The 13,598-nt window shown below is 43.3% G+C and carries 14 protein-coding genes; 9 read left to right on the top strand and 5 right to left on the bottom strand.

Annotation, left to right across the window (positions count from 1 at the left end; genetic code table 11):
* Nucleotides 1–28: 28 nt before the first annotated feature.
* Nucleotides 29–751 (bottom strand): ABC transporter ATP-binding protein, encoded by a 723-nt coding sequence (locus NIES1031_RS03555; RefSeq protein WP_073548143.1) that lies wholly within the window; start codon nucleotides 749–751, stop codon nucleotides 29–31.
* Between the two features lie 275 nt (nucleotides 752–1,026).
* On the opposite strand from NIES1031_RS03555, the gene NIES1031_RS03550 reads away from it, so the two are divergent.
* From NIES1031_RS03550 to NIES1031_RS03540, 3 genes are all read left to right on the top strand, one after another.
* Complete coding sequence (locus tag NIES1031_RS03550) at nucleotides 1,027–1,947, top strand: Sll0314/Alr1548 family TPR repeat-containing protein (protein ID WP_073548142.1); 921 nt, start codon at nucleotides 1,027–1,029, stop codon at nucleotides 1,945–1,947.
* A 155-nt stretch (nucleotides 1,948–2,102) separates the two neighbouring features.
* A complete protein-coding gene (locus NIES1031_RS03545) occupies nucleotides 2,103–2,564 on the top strand; it encodes a DUF3531 family protein (protein ID WP_015191016.1) in 462 nt (153 codons plus the stop codon).
* A gap of 6 nt (nucleotides 2,565–2,570) precedes the next feature.
* Entirely contained in the window at nucleotides 2,571–2,999 is a 429-nt protein-coding gene (locus NIES1031_RS03540) for an NUDIX hydrolase (protein ID WP_073548141.1), read from the top strand.
* A gap of 33 nt (nucleotides 3,000–3,032) precedes the next feature.
* Here NIES1031_RS03540 and NIES1031_RS03535 read toward each other — a convergent pair whose 3' ends face one another.
* Nucleotides 3,033–3,347: a DUF6888 family protein gene (locus tag NIES1031_RS03535; protein ID WP_407919479.1), complete on the bottom strand. Its 315-nt coding sequence runs from the start codon at nucleotides 3,345–3,347 to the stop codon at nucleotides 3,033–3,035.
* A 156-nt stretch (nucleotides 3,348–3,503) separates the two neighbouring features.
* Complete coding sequence (locus NIES1031_RS03530; RefSeq protein ID WP_015191018.1) at nucleotides 3,504–4,520, bottom strand: ribose-phosphate pyrophosphokinase; 1,017 nt, start codon at nucleotides 4,518–4,520, stop codon at nucleotides 3,504–3,506.
* A 317-nt stretch (nucleotides 4,521–4,837) separates the two neighbouring features.
* On the opposite strand from NIES1031_RS03530, the gene NIES1031_RS03525 reads away from it, so the two are divergent.
* From NIES1031_RS03525 to NIES1031_RS03510, 4 genes are all read left to right on the top strand, one after another.
* On the top strand, nucleotides 4,838–6,754 hold the full coding sequence (locus tag NIES1031_RS03525) for a serine/threonine-protein kinase (protein WP_073548140.1): 1,917 nt from the start codon (nucleotides 4,838–4,840) through the stop codon (nucleotides 6,752–6,754).
* Nucleotides 6,755–6,940: 186 nt separating this feature from the next.
* Nucleotides 6,941–7,615, top strand: coding sequence for a dethiobiotin synthase (gene bioD, locus NIES1031_RS03520; RefSeq protein WP_073548139.1), 675 nt, complete (start codon nucleotides 6,941–6,943; stop codon nucleotides 7,613–7,615).
* A 60-nt stretch (nucleotides 7,616–7,675) separates the two neighbouring features.
* On the top strand, nucleotides 7,676–8,368 hold the full coding sequence (locus NIES1031_RS03515) for a Uma2 family endonuclease (RefSeq protein ID WP_236738706.1): 693 nt from the start codon (nucleotides 7,676–7,678) through the stop codon (nucleotides 8,366–8,368).
* A 45-nt stretch (nucleotides 8,369–8,413) separates the two neighbouring features.
* Nucleotides 8,414–9,646, top strand: coding sequence for a M20 metallopeptidase family protein (locus NIES1031_RS03510; protein ID WP_073548138.1), 1,233 nt, complete (start codon nucleotides 8,414–8,416; stop codon nucleotides 9,644–9,646).
* A 110-nt stretch (nucleotides 9,647–9,756) separates the two neighbouring features.
* Here the strand turns inward: NIES1031_RS03510 and NIES1031_RS25395 are convergent, their stop codons facing one another.
* Together NIES1031_RS25395 and NIES1031_RS25390 are read right to left on the bottom strand one after the other, a co-directional pair.
* A complete protein-coding gene (locus NIES1031_RS25395) occupies nucleotides 9,757–9,930 on the bottom strand; it encodes a glutathione S-transferase family protein (protein WP_236738705.1) in 174 nt (57 codons plus the stop codon).
* Nucleotides 9,931–10,017: 87 nt separating this feature from the next.
* Nucleotides 10,018–10,245 carry a glutathione S-transferase N-terminal domain-containing protein gene (locus NIES1031_RS25390; RefSeq protein ID WP_236738704.1) on the bottom strand — a complete coding sequence of 76 codons (228 nt, stop codon included), beginning with the start codon at nucleotides 10,243–10,245 and terminating at the stop codon, nucleotides 10,018–10,020.
* Nucleotides 10,246–10,276: 31 nt separating this feature from the next.
* On the opposite strand from NIES1031_RS25390, the gene NIES1031_RS03500 reads away from it, so the two are divergent.
* Both NIES1031_RS03500 and selD read left to right on the top strand, forming a co-directional pair.
* Nucleotides 10,277–11,254, top strand: coding sequence for an NAD(P)-dependent oxidoreductase (locus NIES1031_RS03500; RefSeq protein ID WP_073548137.1), 978 nt, complete (start codon nucleotides 10,277–10,279; stop codon nucleotides 11,252–11,254).
* A gap of 12 nt (nucleotides 11,255–11,266) precedes the next feature.
* The gene (gene selD / locus NIES1031_RS03495) at nucleotides 11,267–13,498 is read left to right on the top strand and encodes a selenide, water dikinase SelD (protein ID WP_073548136.1); all 2,232 of its coding nucleotides are present in this window, start codon (nucleotides 11,267–11,269) and stop codon (nucleotides 13,496–13,498) included.
* Nucleotides 13,499–13,598 lie beyond the last annotated feature (100 nt).

Here is a 13,598-nt window from a genome sequence, read left to right as displayed (position 1 = left end):
GCCTAGATTTTGTTGCTATTCAATCACTCTACCCTGCTTCTGAGGCTTCCTCAATCGTGTAAACTGAGGTTTTATCGACAGTTGCAAGTGTAGCTTTAGCTTTGACTGCGAGTAAAGCTGGATCTGGTACAGCTTCCAACACGCCATGATTTAGCGTCCAACAACTATCCGCAATGCTTAATAAATCACTCGCATCGTGCGTGACGACAAGTAACGTCCAGTACTGTTTTAGTTTTGCAAGTAGATTCACTAACTGTCGCCGCATTGACCAGTCTAAACCAGCAGTTGGCTCATCTAGTAGTAGGAGATGCGGTTGACGAATAAGTTGCACCGCCAAAGCCAAACGCCGTTGCTGTCCACCACTTAGCGCATGAGGTGCAGCTTGTAAAGATAAATTTTCTAACCCAACTTCTTGTAAAGCTTGGCGCACTCTTTCTGTACCTAATTCCGGATGTCCTAAGCGCAATTCCTCCAAAATCGTACCACCGCAAAAATGACGTTCAGGAAATTGAAAAACTAATCCACCTAGTTGTTGTAGATAATCAGCACTAAGTTCTTGATCGCGCCACGCGATTTCTCCTGATGTTGCTTCGACAAGTCCAGATAAAATCTCTAGTAGGGTACTTTTTCCCGAACCACTCGGACCAATAATCAGTCCTAAGTTTTGAGGTGCTAATTGCAGATCAATTGATTTAAGAATCGCTGTTTGGCTTGCAGGAGGGTGATAAACAAGATTTTTGAGGTAGAGCATCCGTTAAGATTACCAAAAAATTTAGACCAAGTTGAGTTATGAGCTATTCGCCTTTGGCTTTTAGCGTTGTGTTTATGCTAGTTGTTATCGACTCTGATTAAACTCTGCTTTTGTAGGGAACACTAACAATGGTTTAAAGTTCATGAGTTCTTGTGCTGTAATTGTCACAAACAGGACTGAATTCATTCTGGCATTGTTACGTTGACTTTTTAGGGATAAGGAATTGATTGGGAGATAGTCTTACACCTAGCTGCACAATTGACTGGAGGTTGAAAATGCGCAAAAGATGGTTTTCTCAGGTACAACACACATTTGCTGTTTGGGCAAGTACAACTTTACTCACTCTTAGCTTGGGATTTAGCCCGACTTTAGCTCAAGATCCATTTCGTGCTACCAACCAGCGTCAAATTGGCGATAATACAGAAGCTGCTTTCAAAGCCATATTCGAGCAAGGTAACTATCAAGCAGCCGTAAATTATCTCAATCAAGCCGAGACAAGCGAACCGAATGAACCTTTAGCTTACGCAATGAAAGCTTCATTGGCGTATACTTTAAACGATGACATAAATGCGTTTGGTAATTATGGCAAGCGCACCTTAGAAGCGGGAAGACAGCTAATCGCGCAAGACCCCCTACGTGGTAATTTGTATGCTGCTGTCGGTCACTTTTTACAAGGTGCAGCAGCTTTGGTACGTGAAGGAACAGTTCGCGGTACACCGCAAGCGCTATCTGAGTTGCGACAAGTTTATGCATATTTAGACAAAGCTGAAGCCATTGCGCCTAACGATCCCGAACTAAATCTTCTGCGGGGCTATATGGATTTGATGTTAGCCGTTAATTTGCCATTTTCCAGCCCACAGCAAGCGATTGATAGACTTGTAAGATTTGCCGGACCTAGGTATTTAGCTGATCGCGGTTTAGCAATTGGCTATCGCGATTTGGATCAATATACCGAAGCGTTAACTTACGTCGATCGCGCTTTACAAGCGACTCCAAATAATCCTGAGTTGTACTATCTCAAAGCCCAAATTCTTGCCGAACAAGGCAAAAAGCAAAATAATCCGTCCGCATTGAAAGCCGCCGTGGAAAACTTTGACCGCGCGATCGCTAAAAAAGACCAACTTCCATCAAGTTTAGTTAAGCAAATTGAACGCGAACGTAGTAGAACGGTTCAACGCGTTAGCGGTGCTAGTTAATCATGTGTTTCTCGTGTTGATAAGACAAGCCAGTAGCCAACCCAGCTACTTTAACTCTATTACCAATTACCAACTCAAAAATTTTCCAAATTTCATAATTGATTAAGATTGGTATAGACAAGTTGTCAACCTTCTTTAATTTTTACCCCAAAACGATGCAGGTACAGTTCCGCGAGTTCGATCCTTTTGATGTGTGGATTTGGCTAGAGTTTACTACCGTTCCATCTGAGATGGAGAAACGCTATGTCGAAGAAGTCTTCAACTCCTGGTTTTATCTCGGTAAACTCGGCGCATTCAACGCGGAAAATTTACAAGTGCAAGAGCAAGGACTCGATCTCAGCTATATGCATTATGACGAACAAACGGCTGATGAAAGCTTGATGGCACTGATGCACAATATGGGAGAATTTGAATATGAGGGAACATGGGGGCGTTGTTGGTTTGACTTAGGCACGAGTGATGCGATCGCCCTGGATATTCTCATCAATGCTTTAAAGCAGCTTAGCCAGGAATACGTCAGTATTGCGACATTGTACATTGGCGGCGAAAATGAAGACTGGACAGTAGAAGATAGCGAGAGCCGTTCAAGCTTTATCTACGACGGTAGTAATAATTAAAACACAATGCACAAACCTGGTGAAATTCGCGTATTAGCTTTGGGATTAGTTAAGGATATCGAACGCGTTTTTCTTTCTCAAGGCTACGACCCTGGTAAACAAGAAACTTTTTATCGCGCAATGGGCGGCGGTGTTGAGTTTGGAGAAACGAGCCGCGACGCCTTACAACGTGAGTTTTATGAAGAAATTCAAGCGGAAATCACCAACATTCGCTATCTCGACTGCATCGAAAGTTTGTTTACCTACAACAATAAACCAGGACACGAAATTCTTTTCGTTTATCAGTGCGATTTTGTCGATCCCAAATTTTATCAAATCGATACGCTTGATTTTAAAGAAGGTAAACGAAAAAAAACCGCGCTTTGGGTTGAGAGCAACGCGTTTAAAACTGGAGAATTTAAACTAGTACCAGAGCAGTTTTTAAAATATCTATGAATAAGAGTAGTAGACAATAATTGAGTAAATTCTCTAATAGTTTTCGCGCTCTATTCTTTGCTTGAGAGTTGCTTCTACTGCCTTGATATTTTCCTCGATTGGTACACTTTTTTCATCAACTAAGGATGGCATTATTTTTTCCTTAAGATGAGGATGATGAGAAAGAGTGCGAATAGCCTCAAGATCGTCTCGATGTTTTAATACATATGCTCTTAACTCAGACACGCTCATTTCTTCAAAATTTTGCAAGTCATTGCCTGCCAAAATATATACATCTTCAGTTTTATCATCAAACCGGAATAAGTGAATGTCTTGGTACAAATTAGATAACATCTGACAGACTCGCAAACAAACTTGAGCCTATTCGTTCGTATGAAAAATCTTTGATTCCTCAATTGTGACATAAACTAAAAGTCCTCTCAATACTGATTGAGAGGAAGTAAGCTTAAAATTTATTTAGCAGTAGTATTAGGAGTAATAAATTCTCCCTCAGACGCTTTCTATTTAGCGAAACATACTACTTACCGAACTATCTTCATGAACGCGCCAGATAGTCTCACCGATGAGATTTGCTACTGAAAGTACTGTGAGTTGTGCAAAACGATGATCTTCAGGAACAGGAATTGTATTAGTGACGATCACTTCTTCAAAAATCCCGCTCGATAATCGCTCGATTGCTGGTGGTGAAAATACAGCGTGCGTCGCACACGCATAAACTTGACGCGCTCCTTGTTCGCGCAATAACTTAGCACCCTCAGTAATCGTACCGCCAGTATCGATCATGTCGTCTACAAGTACCGCAGTCTTACCTTCAACATCACCAATGACATTGAGCACTTCCGCGACATTGTGTGCTTGACGGCGTTTGTCGATAATTGCCAGCGGTGCATCATCTAACTTTTTCGCAAACGCTCTTGCTCTAGCAACACCTCCGACATCAGGTGAAACGACAACCAAGTCAGCAAGTTGCTTACTTGCCAAGTAGTTGATGAGAACTGGCGAACCATAAACATGATCAAAGGGAATATCGAAGTAGCCTTGAATTTGCGCGGAATGTAAATCCATCGCTACAATGCGATTGGCTCCTGCTTGAGTAATCAAGTTAGCCACCAATTTAGCAGTAATCGATTCGCGCCCCGCTGTTTTGCGATCCGCCCTCGCGTAACCATAGTAAGGAATAACTGCTGTAATCTGCCGCGCCGAAGCCCGACGACAGGCATCGATCATAATCAGCAATTCCATCAAATTATCATTAACGGGATGGCAAGTCGGTTGAATGAGATAAACATCACAACCACGAATGGATTCTTGAATTTGAATGTAAAGTTCGCCATCTGCAAAGCGCTTTCTAATCATCGGTCCCAATTCCATGCCCAAATAACGAGCGACTTCTTGGGAAAACGGTACATTAGCAGAGCCAGAAAATAAGCGCAGACGGTTATTATCAGCAACCGCAGTAGGAGCTGACTGAAGTGTCAAAGTTGCAGAACTGAGCACGGCAGACCCTCGGAGCACCTTCATTGAAATCTTATCATCACTGCTTTAGTGACTTATTGCACAATCACAGGGAATTTTAATTATAAGCTTGGATAATGTTTTTAGTAATAGCAAGTTAAACTATTTTTTTTGAATTTTGAATGATTGGCTTGTAGGACTTAGAATACGAACTGTGTTGAAAACTATGCTGAATAATTGTTACTCCTTAAATCAAATCTAGCGAGCAGCAAAGAATCTTATTACGAAGTTGCAGGTTGACCGAGACCTTTTAGGTAAAATTACTTGGTCTTAAAAAGTGAACTGTCGAACTTTGAAGAATAGCTTAAGATTTATCAAAAACGATGCAACCACCTATTCCACTGGGAAGTGTACTACAAAACCGTTACCGCATAACTCAAATTTTGGGTCAGGGAGGATTTGGGCGTACGTATTTAGCGCAAGATCAAGGGCGTTTTGGCGAACTCTGCGCGCTGAAAGAACTGATTCCAAACCAAAATGATAGTTTTCATTTAGAAAAGTCAAAAGAGCTATTTCAACGCGAAGCTGCAACTTTATATCAAATTCAACATCCTCAAGTCCCGCAATTTCGTGCCAATTTCGAAGAAGATCAGCGTCTATTTCTCGTACAGGACTACGTTGAAGGCAAAACTTATCGCGACTTACTAGAAGAACACAAAGCGCAAGGGCAAACTTTTTCGGAGGCTGCGGTGTTGCAGTTGATTCGACAATTATTGCCAGTACTTGCGCATTTACACACGCGTGGTATTATTCACCGCGATATTTCACCAGATAATATTATTTTGCGTGAAAGCGATCGCAAACCTGTATTGATTGATTTTGGTGTTGTCAAAGAATTAGCAACGCAGTTTCAATCAGGACAAAATTTATCACAACCGACTACAGTAGGCAAATTAGGTTATGCACCAAGCGAACAACTACAAACAGGAAAAGCCTACCCGAATAGCGATTTGTATGCTTTAGCCGTAACGGCGATCGTCCTGCTGACAGGAAAAGAACCGCAAGAATTATTTGACGATACGGAACTGACGTGGAATTGGCAACAGTGGGTAACAGTTAGCCCAGAATTTGCGTCGGTGTTGCACCGAATGTTGAGTATTCGCCCTGGCGATCGCTATCAATCGGTTGTAGAAGTTGCGAAAGCTTTATCTGCTGTCGATCATCTTCAGGCAACAAATCCACAACTACCCAATCTGCAACGCAGGGCGATCGCATCTCCAAAATCATCAAACTCCCCTGCACCTACCGCACCCGAAGTGTCGCAAATTCAAACGATCGCCGTCGGTCGTCGCCCTGATTTAATTGCTTCAAATTCGCGTCAGCCAAGGCAAACTGATCCCGTAATTCCCGCGCCACGAAAACGCGAAATCTGGGAAAATCCTTGGGCGGTGATTGGAATAGGGATTTGTGTTGCTTTAGTCGCCGGATTTGGTTCGTTATTCCTCGTTAGTTATTTTCTAAGTACCCGCACCCCAGAACCCCAGTCGTTTCCCTCTCCAGTCGTCCCCGAAAGTCCGACGCCAACGCCAACGGTGACAGAAACACCATCTCCTGAACCGACAACTTTTAGTCAACAGTTAAATCTCGTACCTGGTGCGACAGCGAGTGTTGCTGGTACGCTGCAAGCGAATGCGACTGCAAATTACACCTTCAATGGCGAACAAGGACAACAACTGAGTGCGTCTCTCGCGCAAGAAGGCGTTCTTTTAACAGTATTAGGACCCAATCAAGCACCGATTGAAGACTTAGCCCGCAGGGTAACGCGCTATCAAGGAACATTGCCGTTTACTGGCGAGTATACAATTCAACTCAGCCCTGTGCAGGGAATTGAAGAAAGCAGCTATCAGCTTGATGTTTTACTCGAAAATCCTGTCATCCCAACGCCCACACCAACGCCTACAGAAACTCCACCATCAACAGTCGTACCGACTGTCGTCCCCGAACGAATCACGGTAAATCCTGGAGAAACTGTCACGCCATCCGGTATCACAGGACCACAGCAAATAACGCGTTATTTAGTTAACGTACAAGAAGGGCAAGTCTTATCGGTAGCGGTAGCCCAGGGAGATGTTACCTTAGATATTCGCAATCCTGATGGACAACTCATCGAGGGTGCTACGAATTTATTAAACTGGCAATCACAAGTATCGCAAACTGGTGATTATCAAATTGATGTCATTCCGACAGCACAAGAAGATGTTGACTTTGCAGTAAATATCGGCATCGAAAATTTACAATAAGTTAACCAGTTACTGGTCATTGATCATTGGCAAGAATATCTATTACCCATTACCTATAGCAATTGAAGAGATACTTATGACATCGAACACGCTAAGTTGATAGTTGACAAAGTTTTCCCACATTCTCTTCACTGTCAACTGATCTCTGACCCCTACTATAATTACCCATTACTTAAGTGAATTGATGTGAATGCATTACTAGTTACAGGAACAGATACCGAGGCGGGAAAAACCGTTTTAACAACAGCATTAGCTGCTTACTGGCGAAATCGTTTCCGCAACTTGGGAATTATGAAGCCAATTCAATCAGGAGTTGGCGATCGCGAACTTTACTCGCAGCTATTTTCATTCAATCAATCGATCGCGGAAATTACACCACTTTACTTTGAAGCCCCGCTAGCGCCACCCATCGCCGCCGCGAAGGAAAACCGCGATATTGATTTGGCAATTGTCTGGCGAACGTTACAACAGTTAAGAGCATCGCGAGATTTTGTCCTAGTAGAAGCTTTAGGCGGATTAGGTTCGCCTGTAACTTCCGAGTTTACTGTCGCCGATTTAGCCGCCGAATGGCGCTTACCTACGGTGCTTGTTGTTCCTGTACGTTTAGGTGCGATCGCCGCTGCTGTTGCTAATGTTGCGTTAGCCCGACAAACTCGCGTTTTGCTTAAAGGAATTGTCCTCAATTGCACTCAAGCGCGATCGCCACAGGAAATTGAAGATTTAACTCCGCCTGAATTAATTCAATCACTGACAAATATCCCCGTTTTAGGTTGCTTACCTTTTTTTGCTGACCCTACCGATTTAGAGAAATTAGCACAAGCTGCTGCGGCTTTAGACTTGGATCTCATCAAAATGACTTGAAAACTGGTAATTGGCAAGAATATTTATTACCCACTATCCATTACCCATCATAAAAATATTATGCAGCTTGCCTTAAAACACTTAGTCACTCCAGATACAACAACCGTAACTGTTAATACTGACATTCTACTCAACGTGCCTGTGGGAAAAAGTGTCTTATTAGAAAACGTTGACTGGCAGACATTTGAAAAAATACTAACTCAATTGGGAGATCATCGTGCTGCTCAACTTGCATATGACCGAGGAATCTTAGAAATTATGGTTCCTTTACCAGAACATGAATACTACAAAGAAGCCGTCGGTGTTTTAGTGCAAGATTTAGCAGATGTCCTCGATGTTGATTACGAAACACTTGGTTCGACGACTTGGAAACGCCCTGACTTGCTAGCAGGAGTGGAACCTGACAACTGTTTTTACTTTCAGCACGAGTCAGTTATTCGCGGTAAATTAAATTTTGACCTTACCCAAGATCCACCCCCCGATTTAGTTCTAGAAATCGACATAACAAGTAAATCTCTTGATCGAATGCCAATTTACGCCCGCTTAGGAGTTCCTGAAATTTGGCGTTATGACCAAGGACAAATTAAAATTTATCAACTTCAAGGTGAAGCATATATTGAAACCGATGCAAGTCTCGCCTTTCCTAAGATTCGGGTACAGCAAATCATTCCTTTTATTCAGCAGCATCAAGCCGCAGGAAAAAAAGCAATGCGACGCGCGTTTCGAGAATGGGTTAGGCTACAGGTAGCGTAAGCAGCATCGATGTATGCTTTGCACATTTATCTAGTTTAAAGAGTAATGGTTTCTACTTCCTCAAAACCTCTTAATATTGATTTATCCCGCATTCGATTTGATATTCAAGCTTTGCAGCCGCAATTAGTCGCGTGGCGGCGCAAGTTGCATCAATGCCCAGAACTTGGTTTTCAAGAACACTTGACTGCCAAATTTGTTGCTGAAAAACTGCAAGAATGGGGTATTGAGTATCAAACTGGAATTGCTAAAACAGGAATTGTCGCTACTATTAGAGGTCAGAGGTCAGAGGTCAGAGATCAGAAAGAAAAAGAAACTGTGTTGGCGATTCGGGCGGATATGGATGCGTTACCGATTCAGGAAGAAAATGATGTACCATATCGTTCGCAGCATGATGGAGTAATGCACGCTTGCGGACACGATGGACATACCGCGATCGCACTTGGTACAGCTTACTATCTCTCGCAACACCGTGATACATTTCGCGGTACTGTAAAAATTATCTTTCAGCCAGCAGAAGAAGGACCAGGGGGCGCTAAACCGATGATTGAGGCGGGAGTGTTAAAAAACCCCGATGTTAATGCAATTATTGGTTTACATTTATGGAATAATCTGCCTTTGGGTACGGTAGGCGTGCGGAGTGGAGCGCTAATGGCAGCTGTTGAAACGTTTCACTGCACAATTTTGGGTAAAGGCGGACATGGTGCCATGCCGCATCAAACAGTTGATTCCATAGTAGTGGCTGCGCAGATTGTTAATGCTTTGCAAACAATCGTAGCACGAAATATCGATCCAATTGAATCAGCCGTTGTGACTGTTGGCAAACTTCATGCAGGAACAGCACTCAATGTGATTGCGGATACAGCAAACATGAGCGGTACAGTACGATATTTTAACCCGAAGTTTGAAGGGTATTTTGCCCAGCGCATCAAGCAAACTATTGCGGGAATTTGTCAAAGTCATGGCGCAACGTATGAATTGAATTATTCACAACTGTATCCCCCAGTGATAAACGATCCTGGTATGGCAGAATTTGTGCGATCGCAAGCCGTAACAGTTGTAGAAACGCCGTTAGGAATTGTCCCTGAGTGTCAAACTATGGGAGGCGAAGATATGTCATTCTTTTTGCAGCAAGTTCCTGGGTGCTACTTCTTTTTGGGTTCAGCAAATTTAAGTCGAAACTTGGTATATCCCCACCACCATCCCCGTTTTGATTTTGATGAAACGGCGTTGAGTATGGGCGTAGAAATTTTTGTGCGTTGTGTGGAGAATTTTAGTTAAGGTACTGACATCCCACAGTGTACTGCTGGGCGTTGTTGCATGGTTTCTATCCAACGTTTGAGATGGGGATGATTGTCCAGCGTTAACTCTTGAAATTCATAAATGGCTACCTAAGGATAGGTTGCAATGTCTGCAATTGAGTAATCACCGCCAAGAAATTCATGATTGGCAAGTTGTTGATCGAGTACGCCGTAAAGTCGTAAAGTTTCTTTTTCGTGGCGTTGAATTGCGTAAGGAATTTCTTTAGGGGCAAATTTTTTAAAATGATTGAGTTGACAAAACATGGATCCAACACTACCCATTTGCAGCATTAGCCATTCCAAAACTTGAAAGCGTTGTTGTTGATCCGTAGGTAGCAGTTTTCCGGTTTTTTATGCTAAATAAATGAGAATTGCTCCTGATTCAAAAACTGTTGTTCCTGTGTCTTGGTCAATAATTGCCGGAATTTTGCTATTTGGATTAATTGCAATATACTCTGGTGTAAATTGCTTGTCCTTTGTAATATCAATCACATGGACGTTGTAGGGAAGTTGAACTTCCTCCAACATCATCGAAGCCTGGCGTCCGTTTGGGGTCGTGAAGGTGTAGAGGTCAATCATGATAGTAAATTAAGTTAAGTCTTGCCAAGCAATGAGTGATCGCATACACGAGTCTGAAAATTTTCCTGGGCGTGTCGTTGTAACGTCCTCCGGTAACTTAGCACAGCGAATCGCTCATCATTTTTCTCCTAAAACTGTCATTACTTTACCGCACGATCGCGTTGTTCTCGATGCACTGGATACGTTTGTTTTAGTTCCAGGTATTCAACCTGTCGATGCTGCGCTGATGGATTGCTTACCGCAGTTGCGTCTTGTTCAGCGATCAGGAGTTGGTGTCGAAAACGTTGATATAACTGCGGCGACACAGCGTGGAATTTATGTTGCCAATGTTCCTTCACCTGGTACGGGTAATGCTGAATCTGTCGCGGAACTTGCAATATTACATATGCTAGCTTTAGCGCGTAACTATCGCGGTAGTGAACTTGACTGGAATCAAGCTGAAGGACAAAGTTTATGGAAAAAAACGGTTGGTATCTACGGTTTAGGTGGTATCGGACAAGCAATTGCACGCAGATTACGGGCTTTTGAGGTTCAATTATTAGGAATTAAGCGACAACTCGATCCACAATTAGCGGATACGCTTGGTTTGGAGTGGTTGGGAACTCCACTAGAGCGATCGCATTTACTACAACACTCTGATTTTGTGATTATTGCCGCTTCAGCGGATAATGTGACGCAGCCTTTTGGTTGGCAAGACTTTCAAAAAATGAAATCTACTGCGTATTTAATTAACGTGGCTCGCGGTGCGTGGATAGATGAAAACGCTTTGGTAAAAGCCTTACAAAATAAAGTCATTGCAGGTGCAGGACTTGATGTATTTCAGCAGGAACCTTTAGCATCCGATTCCCCACTATTGCAAGCAAACTTGAATTTAACACTGACGCCGCATTTAGGTGGACACACCGATATTGCTGCAACGGGAATTGCTAACGCTGTCGTAGCAAATATTCTACGCGTAGCGCAAGGTCAACCACCCGAAAATTGTCTTAACGTGGAAGTACAGGGATAATCTCTTGAATTTATGCAAGCATCGCATCCGATTGTCAAAGACTTGGTGTTGATTGGTGGTGGGCACAGCCATGCGATCGCCCTAAGAATGTTTGGGATGAACCCACTTCCTGGAGTCCGCATCACACTCATTACCGAAGCATCGGATACGCCCTATTCTGGAATGTTACCAGGTCATGTCGCAGGTTTCTACTCGCGGGAAGAGTGTCATATTGATTTGCGTCGTTTGGCGCAATTTGCCCAAGCACAGCTATATATTGACCAAGCGATAAAACTAGATTTAGAAAATAAGCAAGTGATTTGCGCGCAGCGTCCACCTGTAGCATTTGATATCGTTTCGCTCGATATTGGTAGTACTCCAGCAACGATATCTGTCCCTGGCGCTACCGAGTATGCGATCGCCGCAAAACCAATTTCGCAACTACTCGCGCAGTGGAATCAATTTGTGGAAAATGTCAAGCAAAATCCGCAGCAGCCAATTCGTATCGGTGTTGTCGGTGGAGGTGCGGGTGGTGTCGAGTTAACGCTTTCACTGCAAAGCCACTTACATAGAATTCTGGCACAGCATTCTTCTCACTTAGAAATTCACTTATTTCACCGCGATACGGAACTCATGCCGAGTTATAACAAGTGGGTACGGCGATGCTTGCAACATATTTTGCAACAGCGAAAAGTACAATTACATTTACAAGAAACTGTTTCAGAAGTTCAACTGCATAAAGTTATTTGCGAGTCAGGATTAAAAGTCGAGTGCGATCGCATATTCTGGGTAACGCAAGCATCCGCCCCGAAATGGTTGCGCGAATCAGGACTTGCAACCGATGCGGCTGGATTTGTGCAAGTCAATGACAATTTACAATCAATTTCGCATCCTGATGTCTTCGCCGCCGGAGATGTTGCAACAATGGTTGCTCATCCGCGCCCGAAAGCCGGCGTGTTTGCAGTCCGTCAAGGAAAACCCCTTTTTGAGAACTTGCAGCGCAGTTTACAAGAAAAACCATTAAAACCTTACAAGCCACAGAAACAATACTTGAGTTTAATTGGTACAGGTAACGGCAAAGCGATCGCCGCCCGTGGTGCTTTTGGTTTTGGGCCTTCTCAACTACTATGGCGCTGGAAAGACTGGATTGATCGCCGCTTTATGCAGCGCTTTGACGATTTACCAGAAATGGAATCAGAAGACACTCTATCTTCCCCTCACCCCTACCCCATGCGCTGCGCTGGTTGCGGTTCTAAAGTAGGAAGTACGGTTTTAGCGCGTGTATTGCAACGAATCGAACAACCGTTAGTGAACCACCAAGATATTTTAATTGGTTTAGATGCGCCGGATGATGCTGCGGTGGTGCAAGTCCCCGCAAACTTGGCAATGGTGCATACAATCGACTATTTTCGCGCTTTGATTAACGACCCCTACCTGTTTGGGCAGATTAGTGCAAATCACTGCTTGAGTGATATTTTTGCAATGGGAGCAGTACCGCAAAGTGCATTGGCGATCGCTACATTACCCTATGCATTAGAAACAAAAGTCGCAGAAACGCTATTTCAACTCTTATCAGGTGCAGTCAAAGTTTTAGCTGAAGCAAATACACCGCTTGTCGGCGGACACACTACCGAAGGTGCAGAACTCGCGTTTGGTCTATCGTGTAACGGTTTGGTTCATCCTGATAAATTATTACGTAAAAGTGGGATGCAACCTGGTCAAGTCATCATTCTTACTAAAGCACTAGGAACCGGAACGTTATTCGCTGCACAAATGCGCCAAAAAGCGAAAGGTAAATGGCTCGATAGTGCGATCGCGTCAATGTTACTATCTAACGCTGCTGCTGCAACTTGTTTTCTAGAACACGGAGCAACGGCTTGTACTGATATTACAGGTTTTGGCTTACTAGGGCATTTAATCGAAATGGTACAAGCATCAGGTGTGGCTGTTGAGTTGCAATTGTCAGCAATTCCAGTTTTAGATGGTGCGATCGCGACAACGCAGCAAGGAATTGTCAGTTCGCTACATCCCGAAAATATGCGAGTGTCACGCTATATTTCTAACTTAAATCAGGTAGAGACTCATCCCTGCTATCCTTTACTTTTCGATCCTCAAACATCAGGTGGTCTTTTAGCAACACTTCCGCATCAGACAGCAAATGATTGTCTAGCAGCACTTCGGCAATTAGGTTACTCTGATTGTCAGATTATTGGTGTAGTGAAAACATCCGCACAGCAAAGCAATCCAGTGACTTTTATTTTATAAAGGCAAGATGATCGCTAAGCTGATTCGGTTGAAACCGCAGCTACATAAATAAAAGCTATCATCGTTGATTACAACTTTAATTTTCTCATTAGTCCACGGA

The sequence above is a fragment of the Chroogloeocystis siderophila 5.2 s.c.1 genome, assembly GCF_001904655.1.
Taxonomy (GTDB): Bacteria; Cyanobacteriota; Cyanobacteriia; order Cyanobacteriales; family Chroococcidiopsidaceae; genus Chroogloeocystis; species Chroogloeocystis siderophila.
The sequence above is the reverse complement of the archived record's forward strand: the minus strand, read 5'-3'. Positions and strand labels throughout refer to the sequence as shown.